Raw genomic sequence first — 17,805 nt, forward strand, 5'->3', positions numbered from 1 at the left:
AGATCGAGCGCTTTTTAACCTCAGGCCTTGGCCAGGTCGAAGCTGGCCGCGGTGCCTGTCGTCGCCGAGGGCGCGATCCAGACATCGAACCGGCCGGGTTCCGGTGCGGTGGTCAGGTCGAAATGCACAAAGGCCAGATCCGCCGGAGTCAGGGTGAATTCCACCGTCACACTGGCACCCGGTTCCAGGTCCAGATGCTTGATGCCGCGCAGTTCGCGGATCGGCTGGGTGATCGTGGCCACCTTGTCGTGAATGTATAGCTGAGCGACTTCGTGGGTCTTGCGGTTGCCCGTATTGGTCACCGTCGCCGTCACCTTGATCGAACCGGTCCACCCCAGGGTCGCCGAGTTGACCGCCGTCGCGCCATACGACACGGACGAATAGGTCAGGCCGTGGCCGAAGGGATAGAGGGCGTCGTTGGTGACTTCGCGATAGCGCGCCTTGTAGTTCTTGTCGTCGGTGAGCTGCGGCCGGCCGGTGCGGCGGCGGTTGTAGTACAAGGGTTCCTGGCCCGAGGCCTGCGGGAAGGAGACCGGCAGGCGGCCCTGGGGCGCATGGTCGCCGAAGACGATATCGGCGATGGCGTTGCCGGTTTCCGAGCCCAGGAACCAGGTGCAGACAATGGCCGGAGCGGCTTTGACCGCGCCTTCCAGTTCCAGGGCGCGGCCGTGCTTCAGCAGGACCACCATCGGCTTGCCAACCTTGGCGACGGCTTCGGCCAGGGCCAGTTGCGGATCGGGAATGGAGATGTCGACACGCGATTGCGCTTCACCCGACATGTTGGCACCTTCGCCGATGTGCAGGACAACGATGTCGGCGGCTTTTGCCGCCGCAACAGCCGCATCGATGCCGCCGGCTATCGGGGCTTCGATGTCCGAGCCCTTGACCACGGTCAGTTTGGCGTTCGGACCCATGGCGGCGCGGAAGCCGTCTTCGACCGTGACGCAGTTGGCATAGTCCGGGAAGACCGTCCACGGGCCGGGCAGATGATCGCGGTCGGCGCCGAACGGACCGATCAGAGCGATCGACTTACCGGTCTTGGGCAGGGGCAGCAGATTGCCGTCATTCTTCAGCAAAACCATGGCCTTACGGCCGGCTTCGCGTGACAGGGCGACAATGTCGGGACGACGGATGTCGGCGTTTTCGCGTGCTGTGTCGAGCGAGCGGTAAGGATTATCGAACAGGCCGATGGCCTTTTTCACACGCAGGACGCGGCGGACCGCCTCGTCGACCACGGCCAGGCTAAGCTTGCCCGACTTGACCAGCTCCGGCAGGTGTTTGTTGTACAGGCCCGACATCATCGAGATATCGGTGCCGGCATTCAGCGACTTGACCACCACATCGGCACCGTCGGCGGCATAGCCGTGCAGTATCATCTCCTCATCCGAGGTGTAGTCGGAAACGACCAGGCCCTTGAAGCCCCACTCTTCGCGCAGGATTTCCGTCAGCAGGCGGCGATTTCCGGTCGACGGCACGCCGGCAATGTCGTTGAAGCTGGACATGGTTGTAATCGCTCCGGCGTCGAAGGCGGCCTTGAAGGGCGGCAGGTGGATTTCGCGCAGGGTGGTTTCGGGAATATCCGCGGTGTTGTAGTCCAGCCCGCCCTCGCCCGCGCCATAGGCGGCAAAGTGTTTCGGGCAGGCCAGCATGGAATCTTCCGCCTTGATATCGGGGCCCTGGAAGCCTTTGGTGCGGGCAATCGCGATCTGGACGCCCAGCCAGGTGTCTTCGCCCGCCCCTTCGGCGACGCGGCCCCAGCGCTGGTCGCGGGCGATATCGACCATCGGCGCGAAGGTCCAGTGGATGCCCTTGGCCGTGCCTTCGACAGCGGCGGCGCGGGCGGTACGATAGCACAGGTCGGTGTCGAAGCTGGAGGCTTCGCCAAGGGGGATCGGGAAGCTGGTTTTCAGGCCGTGAATGATGTCGGCGGCGAAGATCATCGGGATTTTCGTGCGCGACTTTTCGACGGCGACTTTTTGCATTTCGCGGCCGACCTCGACGCCTATGCCGTTGAAAACACCGGTTAATTTGCCCGCGGCGATGTCGTCATAGACCTGTTCGCGGGTCGAGCTTTGGGCCGGGGTCGGGTTGACCGGAGCGCCGTCGAAGCGGACCTGATCGCCGAAGATCGACAGCTGGCCGGCCTTTTCCTCAAGCGTCATCATCTTGATCAGGGCCTCGATCTGGGCATCGGGCGCCAGTTTGATTTTCGATTTCGCGAAGGCCGGGGCGGCGACTGCCGCCATGGCGGCGGAAGCGACCGCGGTTTTTAAAAAGGCGCGACGGGAGGCGTTCATGAGAGGTATCCTTCTACAGTTCGCATTTACTGGAAGTGTGCATGATCATCCCTTCACGCTGCCGCTGAGCAGGCCACGGACGTAGTGGCGTTGCAGCAGGATGAAGAGGATTAGCACCGGGGCGATAGTCACGGTGGCGCCGGCCATCATCAGCCCCTGGTCCTGGAGATGTTCCTGGGACAGGGCGGCGATGGCCAGCGGCAAGGTGTAATAGGCGTCGTCCGACAGGACGATCAGCGGCCACAGGAAGTCGTTCCACGCGGCCAGGAAGGTGAAGACGCCGAGCGTCACCATGATGGGACGCAGGTTGGGCAGGACGATGCGCCGAAAAACCTGCCATTCCGAGGCGCCGTCGACGCGGGCGGCCTGCAGCATCTCGTCCGGCAGGCTGAGGGCATATTGCCGGACCAGGAAGATGCCGAACAGGGACGACATGAAAGGCACCACCACACCGACATATGTGTTGAGCAGGTGCAGGTTCTTCAGCAGGAAGAACAGCGGCAGCATGGTGAGCTGGCCCGGGATGACCAGGGCGGCCAGAAGGGCCTGGAACAGCTTTTCGCGGCCTTTGAAGCGCAGCTTGGCGAAGGCGTAGCCGGCGGTGACGTTGAAGGCCAGCGACAGGGCTGTGGCCAGGCAGGCGACGAACAGCGAGTTCAGGACGTAGCGGCCCATATGCTGGTAGGCGAACAGTTCGGCATAGTTGTCCAAGGTCGGGTCGACCGGCAGGAGGCGCGCCGGGAAGGCATTGGCTTCGGCCTCCGGCATGAAGGACATCGAGGTCATCCAGAACAGCGGAAAGGCTGCCCAGATGGTGGCGAAGACCAGGACGGTGCCGGCGATCAGGGTGGGGACGCGCTTGATCATGCAAACGCCTCCTGCGATCGGTTGCGGATGAAGGAGATGCCGATCAGAATGGCGAACAGGATGAAGGCGGTGGCCGAGGCATGGCCCAGGTTCCAGTACTTGAAGCCGTCCTGGTACATGTAGAACAGCAGCGAGAAGGTCGACTGCGCCGGTCCGCCCTGGGTCATGACATAGGGTTCGGCGAAAAGCTGGAAGTAGCCGGCGACGGTCAGCAGGGCGACCATCCACAACACCGGCGCCACGCCCGGCAGGGTCACGTGCAAAAAGCGCGACCACGGACCGGCGCCGTCGACCCGGGCGCTTTCGTACAGCTCGTCGGGGATCTTTTGCAGCGCCGCCAGCAGGATCAGCATGTTGTAGCCGAAGTTCTTCCACACGGCGAACAGGATGATGGCCGGCATCGACCAGTGCGGATCGCCCAGCCAGTCGATCGGCGGCACACCGACCACGCCCAGGCCGCGATTGACCCAGCCGAAGTGGAAATCGAGCATGTAGCGCCAGATGATGGCGGCGGCGACCAGGGTGGCGACATAGGGCCCGAACAGCACGGTACGGAACACCGGCTTAAGGCCGACGCCCGGCGTGTTCAGCGCCATGGCCAGGCCGAGCGACAGGGCGATCGACAGGGGCGTGCCGACCAGGGCGAAATAGGCGGTGTTGCCGAAGGCCTTCCAGAACAGGGGCGAACCCAGCAGGCTGATATAGTTGTCGAGGCCGATGAAGCTGAGGTTCTTCAGGTCGGCCAGGGCATAGATGTCGAAATCGGTGAAGCTCATCACGAAGGCGCCGGCCACCGGCGCCAGGAAGAAGACAAACAGGATCAGCAGGGCCGGGGCGACGAAGACGTGGCCGGGCGACAGGTGTTTCACAAAGGCGCGCAGGTCGTAGCTCATGCGGCGCCTCGTTCCAACAGCGTGCGGCGCTTGGCCAGGACGTTCCAGGCGAATTCGTCCAGCCGGTCGAGGGCATCGTCGAGCCCGATCTGGCCGCGGATGACGCGTTCCAACGCGCCGGTCATCTCATTGGCGATGCGCTCCCATTCCGGCACCTTGGGGACCGGCCGCGCCATGGTCAGCTGGTCGAAGAAGGCGTGGGTGCGCTCATTCTCCATCAGCTTGGCCATCGGCCAGGCGTCGCGGTCGGGCGGCAGGTCGCCGGTGGCCTGGTAGAATTCTGCCTGCCGGCTGGTGTTGCACATGTATTCGATGAAGGCGAAGGCCTGGTCCTTGCTGCGCGAGGCGCGGGTAATGCACATCGACACCCCGCCTGCCGAGGACGCACCGGGACCCTTGGGGCCCGGCAGGGGCGCGGTCGCCCACTTGTCCTGAAGCGCGGCCGGCAGGCGGCGGGCGAACTCACCCAGGTTCCACGGCCCGGTGATGATGAAGGCATAGTCGCCGCGGGCGAAGGCCGAATAGTAGTCGGTGACTTCGGAATGCATCAGCCGGGCGGCATAGCCCCTTTCATACAGCGAGGCGGCATAGGCGAAGGATTCACGGATGCCGGTCTGGCGGAAGCCGCCGCGCGTGCCATTGTCCATCAGCAGCGGCGCATCGGACTGCAGGCACAGGGCGACGAGCGGCTCATACTCGTTGATCGGCATCAGCAGGCCGTGGCGGCCGTCGCGGCTCAGGGCCTTCAATTGGTCGTCCCAGCGGTCCCAGGTGACCGCCGGGACGTCGAACCCGGCCTGGTGCAGCAGGTCGGTCCGATAGAACAGCAGCCGCGTATCGACATACCACGGCACGCCCAGGATGCGTTCGCCGATGGTCACCGAGTTGCGGGCGCCGTCGAAGAAATGGTCGAAGCGGATGGCGCTGCCCTTCAGCCGGTCGTTCAGCGGCTCCAGCGCGTTGAGGGCAGCGAACTCCGACACCCAGGTATTACCGAGCGCGATAATGTCGGGAAGATTGTCGGCGGCAAAGGCCGTCAGCAGTTTTTCGTGCGCCGCGCTCCACGGCAGGACCTGGACGCGGACGGCCGCGCCCGGGTGGCTGTGTTCAAAGGCGCGGGCGAAGGGCTCCAGCGCCTCACCCTCGACCCCCATGGCCCAGACGCGCAGCGGCTCTTTCGTCGTGCAACCAGTAACGGCTACGGACGCGAGGAGACCGGTGGCTGCGCGACGGGTCAGGGTCATGGTTTGGCTTTCAACCAATCGCCGGCCGGGCCGGTGCTTTGAAAACCGGCCAACTGGAAACCGCGGCGGACCATGGGGCCGGTGACCGGGCTGCGGTTGAACAGGTCCCAGATCAGGCCCGAACGGTGGTTTTCCAGCATGGACAGGATGGGGCCCTGGTCGATGGCCAGGTATTCATAGGCGACCCAGCCGGCCTTTGGGGTTTGGTGGCCGACGCGCGACGGCAGGTCCTTGGGGAAGGACGGATTGAAGGCGTCGTAGAAGCCGTATTCGCCGTAGAGGTCGCTGCCGTATTTTTCGCGCAGGGTATGGATCAGGGGCAGGCAGATCTCGGGCGAGAAGGCGACCGAGGATATGCCGGCGGTCGGGGCGATGGTGCCGTCGTCATTGGCTTCCTTGTCGCCGGTCTGGGGACCGCGCGCCGAGTATTCGAAGAACTGGACCTCGCGGCCATCGACTTTACCCTTGGTGTAGGCCGGGCCGCGGCAGGCCGTCAGGCCCCAGACATCGCCGCTGTAGTCCTTGAAGCCGCCGGGGTTTTTGATGGCGTAGTTGCGCTGGGCCACCGTGGCGCGCTGGGAATTGATGAAGTAGTCGATGTTTTTGCCGCGCATATAGGCGTCGGCAATGCCGCGGTAGTCGTACCAGACGTGGGAATATTGATGGCCGAACAGCGGCGCGAAACCCAGGTGCGGCTCGCCGAAATTGTCTGCCCAGGTGACGCCTATGGTCGCGGCCCAGGTATCCCAGGCGGTCGCCTTGATCGGGTGAGTCTTTGATGCCATGGCCAGGTGGTAGACCATCATGCCTTCGTTGTAGCGGTCCCAGCTGCGGATGATGCGGCCGGTGGCGTCGTGACCGTTCAGGCCGGGCTCCGGGTGATAGCCCATGCTGATCAGGCCGTTGTCGCGCTCCAGGAAGGTCCAGTCGACGCGTTCGTAGAGCGCCACGCCGAGCTTGCGGATCTCCTTTTCGGCGTCGTTGTCGCCATCGAAGAAGGCCGCCGCGGTCAGGGCGCCGGTGATGAACAGGGCGGTGTCGATGCTGGACAGTTCGACCGTGTCGTGGCGCAGGCCGGTGCCCATGTTGAGGAAGTGATAGAAGAAGCCCTTATAGCCCATGACGCCGGCGCGCTCGGGGCCCTGGGGCCCGTTCCAGAAGGTGCGCAGGGTGGTGAGCGTCCGCTCGGCGGCCTGGGCGCGGGTGACGTAGCCCGAATGGGCGCCGATACAGCAGGCATTGAGCGCGAAGCCGACGGCGGCGACCGAGCAGAAGTCGGGATTGGGCCAGTTGTCGGGGGTCAGGCCGGTCTTGGGCGGGGTGACGTCCCAGAACCACTGGAAGGTACGCTTATGCAGGTCGGCCAGGGTGTCGTCCCAGCCCTTGGTGGAAGCGGTTGTTTTGGTTTTGGGGAGCTGGCATCCGGTGAGCGTCAGTCCTGTGGCTGCGGCGGTCGCCATCATCAGGGCGCGCCGCGAAAGGGACGAAACCGGCGGGGTGAACGTCATGTTATGTCCTTTGGCCATCAACCTTTTTTGCCCGTAGGCTCTAACTGTACCGGGAAAACGTGGCGTGGGGGAATGCACGCCGCGATGGGGTCAGAGGCTCTTCAGACCGTTGAAAAAGACCACCCACATCCGATTTTCCTCACTGTGTTTTTCTTTGTTGCTTAAGGCTGTAAGCGTTTACATTTACCTTGTCAAGCGGAGGTGATTGCGTTCCGTCTTACGGTATTTCGAAAGGATTTTTCACCACGGACCACACGGACCACACGGACTTCAGGGTTTCCACGAACCCGCCGCGCAGCGGCTTCTACGTAAAGAGGTTGGAACACGAAACAACGTTCGGCGCAGGCAATGGCCACGAATCAACACGAATAAGAAGGAATGGCACCGGTCCAGACGGCGACACTTTTCTATGCGCGTAGCGCGCTTAGAGCGCGTTTCGATCCGGCAGAATCGGATCGGCGCTCTAAGTTTTTGTTTTTACGCGCATCTTAACCCAAAAAGTGCGCCACACTTTTTGGGATGCGCTCTAGATTTATGACAGGAAGGCCGCTTTGCGGCGTCAGGATGGCCCGAAAGTCCGTGTGGTCCGTGGTGAAAAATTCTTACGTGTTCAGCGGCACGCAAGGTCTATCCATGCCCTGACACCGACACTTCGATTGAGGTACAATCGGCTCAAAAGGAGATTGCTACGTTGCCCTACAAAAAGGTGGCCGTCGAGCGGCAAGGCTATGATGTCTGGTTTCGCGCAAAGGTTCAGGAAGCCCTTGACGATGTGCGGCCGGCCCTTTCGAATGAGGAGGTCGAAGCCCATTTTGCTGTGCGCCGAGTGGCCACGTTGCGGAAGGCAAAGGGGCAGGGATGAGGCGAAGTGGCAGCATTACGTTCAGATCGCCGATAAAGGACTCTGACTCCCTTTTCTCTCTACTCACTTTTTTTCCAAATATAATATATTTTTATCACCACCCACACCCATGAGACCACCATATAAATAGCAACTCCAGTTGCAGGAATTATAAAAAAAGACGCAATACCAGATAGCCACCACAATAATATGTATATAGCTGTTTTTAGGTAACGATTTTTGGGAAACAAATTCATATATGATAACTTCCAATATTTCTTAACGCTTCCAATGCAGGCTTTTTATCTTCGATTTACTGCGTCAAACCTGGGTTGTAACACTCGCTTCTGCAGTAAGCGTTGCATCCGGGCAAGCCCAATCGCCCTTGATATAAGCCCATTTTGCTGCGTGGCGAGTGACCGGTCTGCACAAATTTAACGACCGAAGGTAAGGTGGAATGGTTGCGTTACGCTTCCTTTGTTAGAAATGACTTTGACTCGCCGCAGGCGTCTCTGGCGGCGACCATCAAGGGCGCGGCGCAGGAAGATTGAATATAAGGAGACAAGCGATGAGCAGCTTTGGCGAAGACCTGATCGCGGCAATGCAAGAGGCCGCAGCCCATGCCCAAGGCAAGGGCGACGTGGCACGCACCCATACCATTGAAGTACCCGACGTGAAGGCGATCCGCGAGCAACTCGGCCTCTCACAACAGGCCTTCGCCAGCGCTTACCGCATCCCCCTGGCCATCCTGAAAGGCTGGGAACAAGGCCGCCGCCAACCCGACGCCACGGCCAGCGCTTACCTGGCGGTTATCGCCCGCCTGCCCGCCCAGGCCCGCGACGCGCTCCGTGTTGCCTGACCGCCGACCTTGGCGGCTATGGCAATGAAGAAGACCGGCGTGAAATGGGGCAAACTCGCTGAGCGTAATTGTACAAATGATAACCTGTCACCGAAATTCCGACCCCTATGATGTCTGATTTCACGAAGGTCCTGGAAATCCTTAACGATCTGCGGCCGGCCCTTTCGAATGAAGAGGTCGAAGCCCATTTTGATGTGCACCACGCGGCGGCCTTAGGTGAACCTAAAATCACAGGCTAGACGGAATAGCCACTTTATACTCAGATTGTCGATAAACGAGTTCTGACTCTTTTTCTGTCGACCGCGAGCAGTTCAACCGTACCGCAGCAAACATACAAATCTTCCGCGAGCCCATGGTTGCCTCGACAAGACCTCAAACTTGAACTCGCTCCAAGAAAAGAAAAATTCACTACGATACAACCTGGAATCAACATATCCTGATAGTTGAGCGTAGCGGCGATAGAGTGCCCCATGTCTGCAATCAACAAAAACGGTCTTGGCCGCGATATCCCCGAAGCAATCGCAAGAAAAGTGCGTCAGCGTGACGGTTTTGGATGTATTGTCTGCGGTGGCGCTCTGATTACTTACGACCACTTTGAACCGGAATTTGTAGATGCAACAGAACATACGGCAGAAGGAATAATTCTGCTGTGTATCGCTTGTCACGGAAAAAAGACCAAAGGCCTGTTATCAAGGGAAACTATTGAAAAATTTAGAAATAACCAAAAAGCAAAGCAGATTGGCTTCTCGTTCGAGGCTTTCGATGTCGGTGACGAACACCCCGAAATCATTATCGGAAACTACGTGTGCATAAATGTACAATCGATACTATATATTTATGGCGTCGATGCACTTTCTATCCATCCTCCCGAAGCGCCTGGCGGCCCCTTTCGCATAAATGCAAATTTTTTGGATGAGAGAGGGCAGCCCATATTGAAAATCGTCAATAATGAGTGGCGAACACCCATAGAAAATTGGGATGTGACTGTAATTGGGCAACGAATAACCATCAAATCGGATATCCGCAACATCTGCTTGCAACTTCGAAATGAGCCTCCCCGTCGGCTTATCGTCGAGAAGCTTAAAATGCGCTACAGATCGGCCGGTGCCGACTTAAGAGAAGAGGGGCCACAAAAGGTCTGGGCGGGTAGAGCTGACCTGACATTCAATGAAGGAATGTCTCGTGATCAGCATGCGGCAATAACATTACTCCCCGGGTCAATCAGCTTAGGTGGGAGAGAGAATCCAGGTTTTGTGCCGCACTCTATAGATTATGGCGTCGAGCAAATAAGCCTTCTCTACGACCTAGACCCTGTTTTATATGCTTTTGGCACATTGACACACGGCATATCCACATCCTTAATTGAATATGGATGCGCAGAATTGGGTTGCGAAATTTTGGAATTGTCCAGAAATATAATTGAAAGCGAAAGCGAAGAGGGAATTAATCTTTTAGTTGCGAGTCTACACAAGGTTACACTTCAATACCTCGACATTTGCAACGAAAGGCTTTGCAATGCAAATGAAAGTATTGGAGCAGTAGTCTCTCTTCGGGATCCGTATGTCAATTTTGATATAGGCTCCAGAAGCGTAGGCCATGCCATAATCGCTACCCGCGCACTGCTTAACAAGCGTTTTGACCTGAACTTCGAGCTTTGGTCTGGCGAGCCGCCTGAGATGTGCTAGGATTTTTGATCGAGCGCCTGGGAAAAATCGACGATCCGTCGCTGGCCTAGGCAAACAGCAAAGAAACGGGGGCAAAGTCATTAAACTGCTGCTCCCTACCCACCCCGCGGCCTATATCCCTTCCACAGCCATTCCAGAGCCGCAGGAAGGGTTTGTTGCCTGACCTTGTGGTCGCCATGGCCGGCATTGCGCGCGAATACGAACTGATAATGATATTGTTTGTCCGCCAGCACCCGCGCCATGTTTTCGTTGGCCAAAACCCAGTCGTGCATGCCGTCGCGCATGATGTTCGGATTGTAAAAGTCGTTATCCCCCACCTCCAGCCACAGACGGATCGGTTTGGCGGGTTCACCCGGAATCAGGGTTTCATGGAACCCCCAGGCGCCATAGGGCGTTTCCGGATTGTACGGCCACTGCTGGTTTATGAAGGTTCCCGAATAGGTCAGGACACGGCGATAGAGGTCGGGGCGATACCAGGCCATGATCAGGGCGCAGGAACCGCCGGAGCTGGTTCCCATGGTGGCGCGGCCGTCCGGGTCCTTCGTCAGGGTGACGTGCGCGGTTTGCTCGACCAGCGGCAGGACCTCGGTTTCAATGAACTGGGCATAAAGCCCCGACATGGTGTCGTATTCCAGCCCGCGCTGCGAGCCCTGGGCATCACCTGAGCCATTGGCGACCGAAATGGCGATCATCACCGGGATGCGCTTTTGCGCAATCAGGTTGTTTACCACCGTAAACATCAGCTCATCCGGACCGTCGGTCCCGATAATAAACGGCGCCGGCGTTCCCGGGACATATTGCTGCGGCACGTAGACGGTGACTTTGCGTTCGTAGGGCGCCGGATGGCTGGTCGTGACGATCAGGCTGGCTGGGTTGTCCGGGTCGGGCGTGCCGAACGTGCCCGGCTCACGCGCTATGCCGGGATAGATCCGGCTGTCCTGCGATCTCATGACGAAGGTGTAGATTTTGCCCTGGGGCACGCCGGGCTGGACCGTTGATTCCGGCGCCGGGGCATGGGTCGGGCCCAGGATGAAGTTACCGTCCCTGTCGATCGGTGCGACGGCGCCATCGGGCAGTTCGGTCGCCGTGACATAGCCTGGCGTGTGAGGATCGCGGATGGGCCTGTCAGGTTCGGCTGCGTGGATCAATCCCGCAGACAGGCACATGGCCGAGACGAGCAGAATGAGGCTGGGCTGAGGTTTCATGGTTCGGCTCCTCACGGGGCTACAGCGGATTGGCGGCAAGATATCTTTCGATGTCCTCAACCGCAATTCCAGGCGCTCCGAACTGGAGCCACGTTTCAAAATCCTCGGGATACGCACTCAGAATCCGACCGTCTTTTCTCGCCGTCGGCAGATCACCAAACTCGGCAACAAATCGGAGATGATGCTGAGCCATCGCCCAGGCCCTGCGTTCCGCCACACCGTCCGGAGCGCCGGTCGACAGATCCGAGATGTACGGAGATTCCCCCTCCATTATGTCCCGCATGTCCACGAACCTTCGCGCTTCCATAAGTCGGCGTATGAGAGCGACCTTATCCATCTCCAGCCTCGCAGACGTGCACGATACCCCTCTAATTTGGCAGGTTTTGGCGGCTCCATCCGGAGAGTAGCGCCGAGTTGGCGATTTGGCCAGTGAGCGCGGCGATCGCAAAAAAAGGGGGAGGTACGGGACCTCCCCCTTTACCAGGATCAACTCCTGTTTTTGTGGTCGCGCAATCAGATTGCGCTCACGCTTACCACTTGTACTTCAGGCCCACCTGGAAGCTGCGTGCCTGACCGACGGTCGCGTTTTCCTTCATGGCCGGACCGCCGCCCCAGTTGGAGCCGGCGCCCCATGCCGAGTAGGCACGGTTGACGTGGTCGAACACGTTATACACCTGACCGTCCACCGTCACGACATGACCGTTGGGCAGCTCGAAGTCCTTGGCGATACGCAGGTCCAGGTTCTGATAGGCCAGGTCGTCCTCGGGGAAATAGACCCCCGACAGGTTGGCGATACAGCAGGCATTGGGCGGGTTCGGGCCCGTGCCGTCGATCATGCCGAACGGCGTGCCCGAAGCCAGGGTCAGGGTCGCCGACATGGTGGTGTCCCACGGACCGGCGACGATACCGGTGCCGACGAAGCGAAGCTTGTCGACGCCCAGGGTGTAGCTGTAGCCGAAGACGTCCTGACGGGCGCCGGCGAAGAATTCATCGGAACCGTGCTCGGAACCCGTATTCTTGGCGTTGGCCAGGGTCAGGGTGGCCGAGAAGCCGTAGCCGTCCTGGACGCTGAACGGCTTGTCCACCGTCATGTAGACCGAGTCGTACTTGGCTTCGCCGCCATTGGCGCCGATGTTCAGCTTGCCGTTGAAGCCGGCCAGCTGGCCTTCCGCCGGGAAGTTGTCGATGACGTAGCCGTCACCCATCGGCGAGAAGGTGCCGTTGAGCATGCGGTTGCCGCGGACATACTGGAAGGCGTCGTGCGAGCGGTTATGCGCCACGCCGAAGGTCGTCTGGATGTCGCCGAAGCGGGCGCGGAAGCCGAGGTTCGCCTGGTCGGTATAGGGCACCTTGGTTTCGTTGTTGAGCAACCAGACCGAACCGCCGGTACCGGCCGCCGCCAGTTGCGTACGCAGGGTATTGGCGTCGGTCTGGGCGGGGGTCAGGGTGGCGACCAGTTCCGGCGTCTGGCGGGTGTTGACGATGGTTTCCAGCGACGCCGCGATGAAGGCGTTACGGTCGTAGTAACGGCCCCAGCCGCCGAACAGGACCAGGTTGCGGTCACCCATGACGTCGTAGGAGAAGCCGACCCGCGGCTGGAAGGCGCCGGTGAAGGATTCACGGTTGCTGCCGGTCGAGACGTAGTCGCGGTAGTCGATGCCGGCGGCCGTCCAGTTGGTGTAGGCCTTCAGCGCGTCGACGATCTTGGTCGGCGTGACGTACTCGTTGTTCATCATGTTCGACTCGTAGTCCCAGCGCAGGCCGAGGTTCAGAGTCAGGTGGTCGTTCACTTCCCAGTCGTCCTGGATGTAGAGGCCGTACATGGTGTTGTCGGCCGATACCAGACCGGTCGGCGCCAGGGCAACCTGGCCCTTCCATACCTTGCCTGCCGTCGCGGCGGCGGACAGGTTGGTGTAGGCATAGTTGCCCGAGATATCGACCCAGTAGCTGCCCTGGGTGTGGACGTCTTCGTCGCGGGTCAGGGTGGTCTGGGCAACCTTGACGCCCATCTTCACCGTGTGGCGGCCGTGCCACTCCATGTCGCTGAAGGTGAAGTCGTCCTTGAAGGTGGTCAGCTTCTGGGTCGAATCCTGGGCGAAGAAGTGGCGGCCGAGGATGGCGGCGTCAGGACCGAAGACGCCGTTGGTCAGGGTGATCTGGGGGCCGGATTCGGTGATTTGCGGCGTACCGGTGGCGTCGTCGCGATAAGACAGGCTCATCTCGTTGAGCCAGCCGTCGCCACGGTGGGTCCATTCGACGCTGAACTGGTCCGTCTTGGAGCGGATGTTGCGCGCGCTTTCGCGGGCGCGGTTGCCGCCATAGTCGCGGATATCTTCTTCGTCGCGCTTGAAGACCGAGAAATCCAGGGTATCGGCGTCGCTCAGGTACCAGGTCAGCTTGCCGAAGATGAGATCCTGGCTGAACGGATCGGCGAACGAACCGGTGAACGGTCCGGCATTGGACGGCACCGAGACGGCGGTGCTGGGGTTCTGCTGCTTGGTGCCTTCATAGGCCAGGTAGAAGTGCAGGGTGTCCTTGATGATCGGGCCGCCGACATCGAAGCCGTACTGTTCACGGTTGTAGTCGGGCTTGGGGTTGGCGCGCTCGAAGAAGGGCTGGCCGATCATGTCCTTGGACTGGACCTGATAGAAGAAGGTGCCGTGATATTCCGAACCGCCCGACTTGGTGACGGCCGAGATGACCGACGAACCGGCCTGCTCGATCTCCGCCTTGAAGTTCTGGGACGAAACCTTGAACTCCTGGACGGCCAGCTGCGGGAAGGGATTGCCGCGCGAGAAGGCCTGGCCCGACACGCCGCCGTGGCCGGAGAAGTTCTTAAACGACTGGCCGTCGATGAAGACGTTGACCTGGTCGGGGCCGACGCCGCCGCCCTGGAACTGCTTCTGCGTGGTGCTGGTCGAGACGCTGACGCCCGGCGCCAGGGCCGCGAAGTTCATGAAGTTGCGGTCGTTCTGCGGCAGGTTTTCGATCTGGCGCTGGGACACCGAGGTGGCGATTTCCGAGGTCCGGACTTCCTTGGTGCGCCGGCCGCGGACGACGACGGCGCCCTGGGCATCGGCCGGGGCGGCTTCGGCCAGGTCCAGCGTGCCGGTTTCACCGACGGCCAGGGCGATGTCGTCCTGGTTGGCGCCGGCGACGACGTGATAGTTGCTGGGGCGCAGGCCGACGATGATGTAGCTGCCGTCGGCGGAGGCCGTGGTGGTGACGCTCTGGCCGGTCACCGTGTCGGTGGCGGTCACAGTCGCCCCCGGAGCGGCGCGTCCCTGAAGGGTCGAGGTGTCGGCCGCCAGGGCGCCGGTGGCCATGATGCTGAGCGACAGGACGGCCGCGACGGCGACCGCCGAAACGCCGGTTCTCAGGCCTCGGCGTGCAGGTTGAAACTTCATTTTCTCTCCTCCCAATTCCTTGCCCTTGATGGACGGAACTTATCTGGTAACTCTGGCTATGTTTTTTCCGTAGCCTCAGGCGGGTGGTGCCCGCCGCCGGGAGCTGTCACGGAAAACCAGCTCCGGTGAAACAATGACGCCCTCACCCGACTCGGGCAGCTCGCCTTCGGCGTGGTCGCGCTCCATGGCGTCGACCAGCAGCTCCAGGCCGCGGCGGCCCAGGTCGAAGACACCGACCCGCAGCGTGCTCAGAGGGGGCGAGGCGAAACGGGCAATGGGAATGTCGTCGAACCCGACCAGGGCGACCTCGTCCGGCACGGCCTTACCGGCTTCGCGCAGGGCCAGCAGGCAGCCGACGGCCATCATGTCGTTGGCGACGAAGATGCCTTCCGGCATGGGCTCGCCCGATTGGGCGCAGGCCGCAAGAAACGCCTTGGCGCCGCGATAGCCGGATTCCTCGGTGAAATCGCCTTCGAAGACGCTGTGCTCGACGCCCGGCAGGGCTTTTTCGGCCGCCTCCAGGAAGCCGCGGCGGCGTTCCTGGGCTTCGAAATTGCTAGGCGGGCCGGAAATGTGGGCCAGGGTCTTGCAGCCCTGATCGATCAGGTGTTCGACCGCCTTCACGCCGCCGCCGAAATTATCGATGCTGATCGAGCCCTGCTCGACCTTGCCGATGCGCGAGGCGATGGTGACCAGGGGCAGGTTGAGCGGCAGGACGGCCGCCAGATCCTGGGAATCGACGAAGGGCGACATGACCAGCAGGCCGTCGACCCGGCCGCCCATGGCGCGCACCGCCGTGACGGCTTCGTTGATATCGCCGTGGGAGCCCGAAACCAGAAGATGGAGCCCGCGGGCGCGGGCCGCGACGTCGACGCCGCGGATGATTTCGGAAAAGAACTCGCCGTAGATATCGGGCAGCAGGACGCCGATGGTGTTGGTCCGCGCCATGACCAGGGAACGCGCGCCGCCATGGGGCACGTAACGCAGCTTGCTGGCGGCCTCGAGGACACGGCGGCGCACCTCTTCGGCGACGTTATCCAGGCCGTTGATGGCCCGCGACGCCGAAGCGATGGACACGTCCGCCTCACGGGCGACGTCCTTCAGGGTAGCTCCCTTCATGTCCGCCTTCTTCCGATCCCCAAGTCGTTCATTATTATCTCGTCCCATGTGGTCCCCTTGAAGTGGCCCGAATCTGAAAGACTCGCTCAACGACTCACTTGTGGCACAGGACGGCGTTACGGTTAATCTGCAAACGCTTACAAAAGCGGCTGTAAACGCTTACAAAATGCTTGTCAACGACACTGTAAGCGTTTACACAAAAATGCGGAACAGATGAAACCTTAATGCATCACTCCCGGCGGGTCGCTGGATCAGGGTGTCATTCAGGGTTTGAGTGCGGGGCGGATGTCAGGCTTTCCGGCAGATTTTTTATGGGGGTGCGCCACCGCGGCCTACCAGATCGAAGGGGCACCCAAGGCCGACGGCAAGGGCCCCAGCATCTGGGATCGGTTTGTCCATACCCCCGGCCATCTGCCCGAAGGCGAGACCGGCGATGTCGCCTGCGATCATTATCACCGCTTCCGCGAGGATATCGCGCTGATGAAGCGGCTGGGCATGCAGGCCTATCGTTTCAGCCTGTCGTGGGCGCGGATCTTGCCGCAGGGCACAGGTGCGGTGAATGCGGCGGGGGTGGCGTTTTACTCCAACCTGATCGACGCGCTTCTGGCCAACGGTATTGAACCGATGGTGACGCTGTTTCACTGGGACCTGCCGGCGGCGCTGGACGATCGCGGGGGGTGGCTGAACCGTGAGTCGGCGGACTGGTTTGCCGAGTATGCCCGGGTGGCGTTCGAAGCCTTCGACGGCCGGGTGAAGAAGTGGGTCACGATCAACGAACCCTGGGTGGTCAGCGACGGCGGCTATCTGCATGGGACGATCGCGCCGGGGCATAAGAACCGGTTCGAGGCGCCGATCGCTTCGCACAACCTGATGCGGGCGCACGGCGCGGCGGTGAAGGCTTATCGCGAGGTCGGCCAGCACGAGATCGGGCTGGTGGTCAATATCGAGCCGAAATATGCCGCGTCGAACGCCAATGCCGATGTGGCGGCGACCCGACGGGCGGCGGCCTATATGAACGAGCAGTATCTCGACCCAGCGTTGTTAGGGTCCTATCCGCCGGAGCTGCGCGAAGTGTTCAACGGCGCCTGGCCGGAGTGGGATCGCGGCGATTTCGAGCTGATCCGCCAGCCGGTCGATTTCATCGGGGTCAACTACTATACGCGGTCGGTCACACGGCATGACGACGATGCCTGGTTTCTGAAGGCCGCCGCCGTGCGGCAACCGCTGGCCACCTATACCGAGACGAAGTGGGAGGTCTATCCGCAGGGTTTGACCGACACGCTGTTGTGGGTGCGTGAGCGTTACGGCGATGTGCCATTGTACATCACAGAGAATGGGGCGGCGTTTTTCGATCCTCCGGTGGCGGAGGACGGCCGGGTGCGCGATCCGCTGCGGACGGATTATCTGAAGAAGCATTTGTTGGCGGTGCGTGAGGCCATTGCGGCCGGCGTCGATATCCGCGGCTACCTGGTGTGGTCGTTCATGGACAATCTGGAATGGACCCTGGGCTACGCCAAGCGCTTCGGCATCGTCCACGTCAATTTCGACTCTTTGGAACGCACACCCAAGGACAGCGCCCATTGGTATTCGCGCGTGATCGCCAGCCACGGGGAGAGTCTGAGCGAGCGCTTATGAGCTTCAGGACGGCCGGTTTCTCCCTAACGGCCTGTTCTGCCCGGAGCCCCGCCAGGTTTCCCCGGACCTGGCGGGGCCTTTTTTTGGATGCTTGTCCGGAAAAGCCAGTAGAATCAAACGCCAGAAAGAAACGGAATTCGGGATGGCCGATCTCCCGCGCGAAGCGCCTCAATCTGTTGATGGTTCGAGTGACGCACGAGCGTATCTTCACCCGGAATTCCGTGCCGCCGCCAAAGGCGGCGCTT

The 17,805-nt window shown here is 60.9% G+C and carries 13 protein-coding genes; 4 read left to right on the top strand and 9 right to left on the bottom strand.

Annotated elements, in window-relative coordinates:
• Positions 1-20 precede the first annotated feature (20 nt).
• From ABAC460_RS32570 to ABAC460_RS32590, 5 genes are read right to left on the bottom strand one after another with little or no spacing between them, the layout of a single operon-like run.
• Positions 21-2,297 carry a glycoside hydrolase family 3 N-terminal domain-containing protein gene (locus ABAC460_RS32570; protein ID WP_023452844.1) on the bottom strand — a complete coding sequence of 759 codons (2,277 nt, stop codon included), beginning with the start codon at positions 2,295-2,297 and terminating at the stop codon, positions 21-23.
• A gap of 45 nt (positions 2,298-2,342) precedes the next feature.
• Positions 2,343-3,164, bottom strand: coding sequence for a carbohydrate ABC transporter permease (locus ABAC460_RS32575; RefSeq protein ID WP_023452845.1), 822 nt, complete (start codon positions 3,162-3,164; stop codon positions 2,343-2,345).
• Positions 3,161-4,057: a carbohydrate ABC transporter permease gene (locus tag ABAC460_RS32580; protein ID WP_023452846.1), complete on the bottom strand. Its 897-nt coding sequence runs from the start codon at positions 4,055-4,057 to the stop codon at positions 3,161-3,163. Before ABAC460_RS32580 ends, ABAC460_RS32575 begins: the two co-directional genes overlap by 4 nt.
• The gene (locus ABAC460_RS32585) at positions 4,054-5,301 is read right to left on the bottom strand and encodes a sugar ABC transporter substrate-binding protein (protein ID WP_031236605.1); all 1,248 of its coding nucleotides are present in this window, start codon (positions 5,299-5,301) and stop codon (positions 4,054-4,056) included. The genes ABAC460_RS32580 and ABAC460_RS32585 overlap by 4 nt, the downstream gene beginning before the upstream one ends.
• Entirely contained in the window at positions 5,298-6,809 is a 1,512-nt protein-coding gene (locus ABAC460_RS32590) for a glucoamylase family protein (protein ID WP_031236606.1), read from the bottom strand. The genes ABAC460_RS32585 and ABAC460_RS32590 overlap by 4 nt, the downstream gene beginning before the upstream one ends.
• Before the next feature lie 706 nt (positions 6,810-7,515).
• Here ABAC460_RS32590 and ABAC460_RS51180 point away from each other — a divergent pair.
• The 3 genes from ABAC460_RS51180 (at position 7,516) to ABAC460_RS49590 (ending at position 10,194) form a co-directional block, all read left to right on the top strand.
• Complete coding sequence (locus tag ABAC460_RS51180) at positions 7,516-7,671, top strand: antitoxin PaaA2 family protein (RefSeq protein WP_369794086.1); 156 nt, start codon at positions 7,516-7,518, stop codon at positions 7,669-7,671.
• A 547-nt stretch (positions 7,672-8,218) separates the two neighbouring features.
• Positions 8,219-8,509, top strand: coding sequence for a helix-turn-helix domain-containing protein (locus ABAC460_RS32600; protein WP_023452850.1), 291 nt, complete (start codon positions 8,219-8,221; stop codon positions 8,507-8,509).
• A gap of 470 nt (positions 8,510-8,979) precedes the next feature.
• Positions 8,980-10,194 (top strand): HNH endonuclease, encoded by a 1,215-nt coding sequence (locus ABAC460_RS49590; protein ID WP_155914609.1) that lies wholly within the window; start codon positions 8,980-8,982, stop codon positions 10,192-10,194.
• Between the two features lie 95 nt (positions 10,195-10,289).
• Here ABAC460_RS49590 and ABAC460_RS32605 read toward each other — a convergent pair whose 3' ends face one another.
• From ABAC460_RS32605 to ABAC460_RS32620, 4 genes are all read right to left on the bottom strand, one after another.
• Positions 10,290-11,399 (bottom strand): alpha/beta hydrolase, encoded by a 1,110-nt coding sequence (locus ABAC460_RS32605; RefSeq protein WP_023452852.1) that lies wholly within the window; start codon positions 11,397-11,399, stop codon positions 10,290-10,292.
• 19 nt (positions 11,400-11,418) lie between these two features.
• A complete protein-coding gene (locus tag ABAC460_RS32610) occupies positions 11,419-11,736 on the bottom strand; it encodes a hypothetical protein (RefSeq protein WP_023452853.1) in 318 nt (105 codons plus the stop codon).
• Between the two features lie 193 nt (positions 11,737-11,929).
• Positions 11,930-14,806, bottom strand: a complete 2,877-nt coding sequence (locus ABAC460_RS32615; RefSeq protein WP_023452854.1) for a TonB-dependent receptor — start codon at positions 14,804-14,806, stop codon at positions 11,930-11,932.
• A 75-nt stretch (positions 14,807-14,881) separates the two neighbouring features.
• Positions 14,882-15,925 carry a LacI family DNA-binding transcriptional regulator gene (locus ABAC460_RS32620; RefSeq protein ID WP_023452855.1) on the bottom strand — a complete coding sequence of 348 codons (1,044 nt, stop codon included), beginning with the start codon at positions 15,923-15,925 and terminating at the stop codon, positions 14,882-14,884.
• 285 nt (positions 15,926-16,210) lie between these two features.
• Here ABAC460_RS32620 and ABAC460_RS32625 point away from each other — a divergent pair, with 285 nt between their 5' ends.
• Positions 16,211-17,560 (top strand): GH1 family beta-glucosidase, encoded by a 1,350-nt coding sequence (locus ABAC460_RS32625; protein WP_023452856.1) that lies wholly within the window; start codon positions 16,211-16,213, stop codon positions 17,558-17,560.
• The last annotated feature ends 245 nt before the right edge of the window (positions 17,561-17,805 follow it).

The sequence above is a fragment of the Asticcacaulis sp. AC460 genome (assembly GCF_000495795.1).
Taxonomy (GTDB): domain Bacteria; phylum Pseudomonadota; class Alphaproteobacteria; order Caulobacterales; family Caulobacteraceae; genus Asticcacaulis.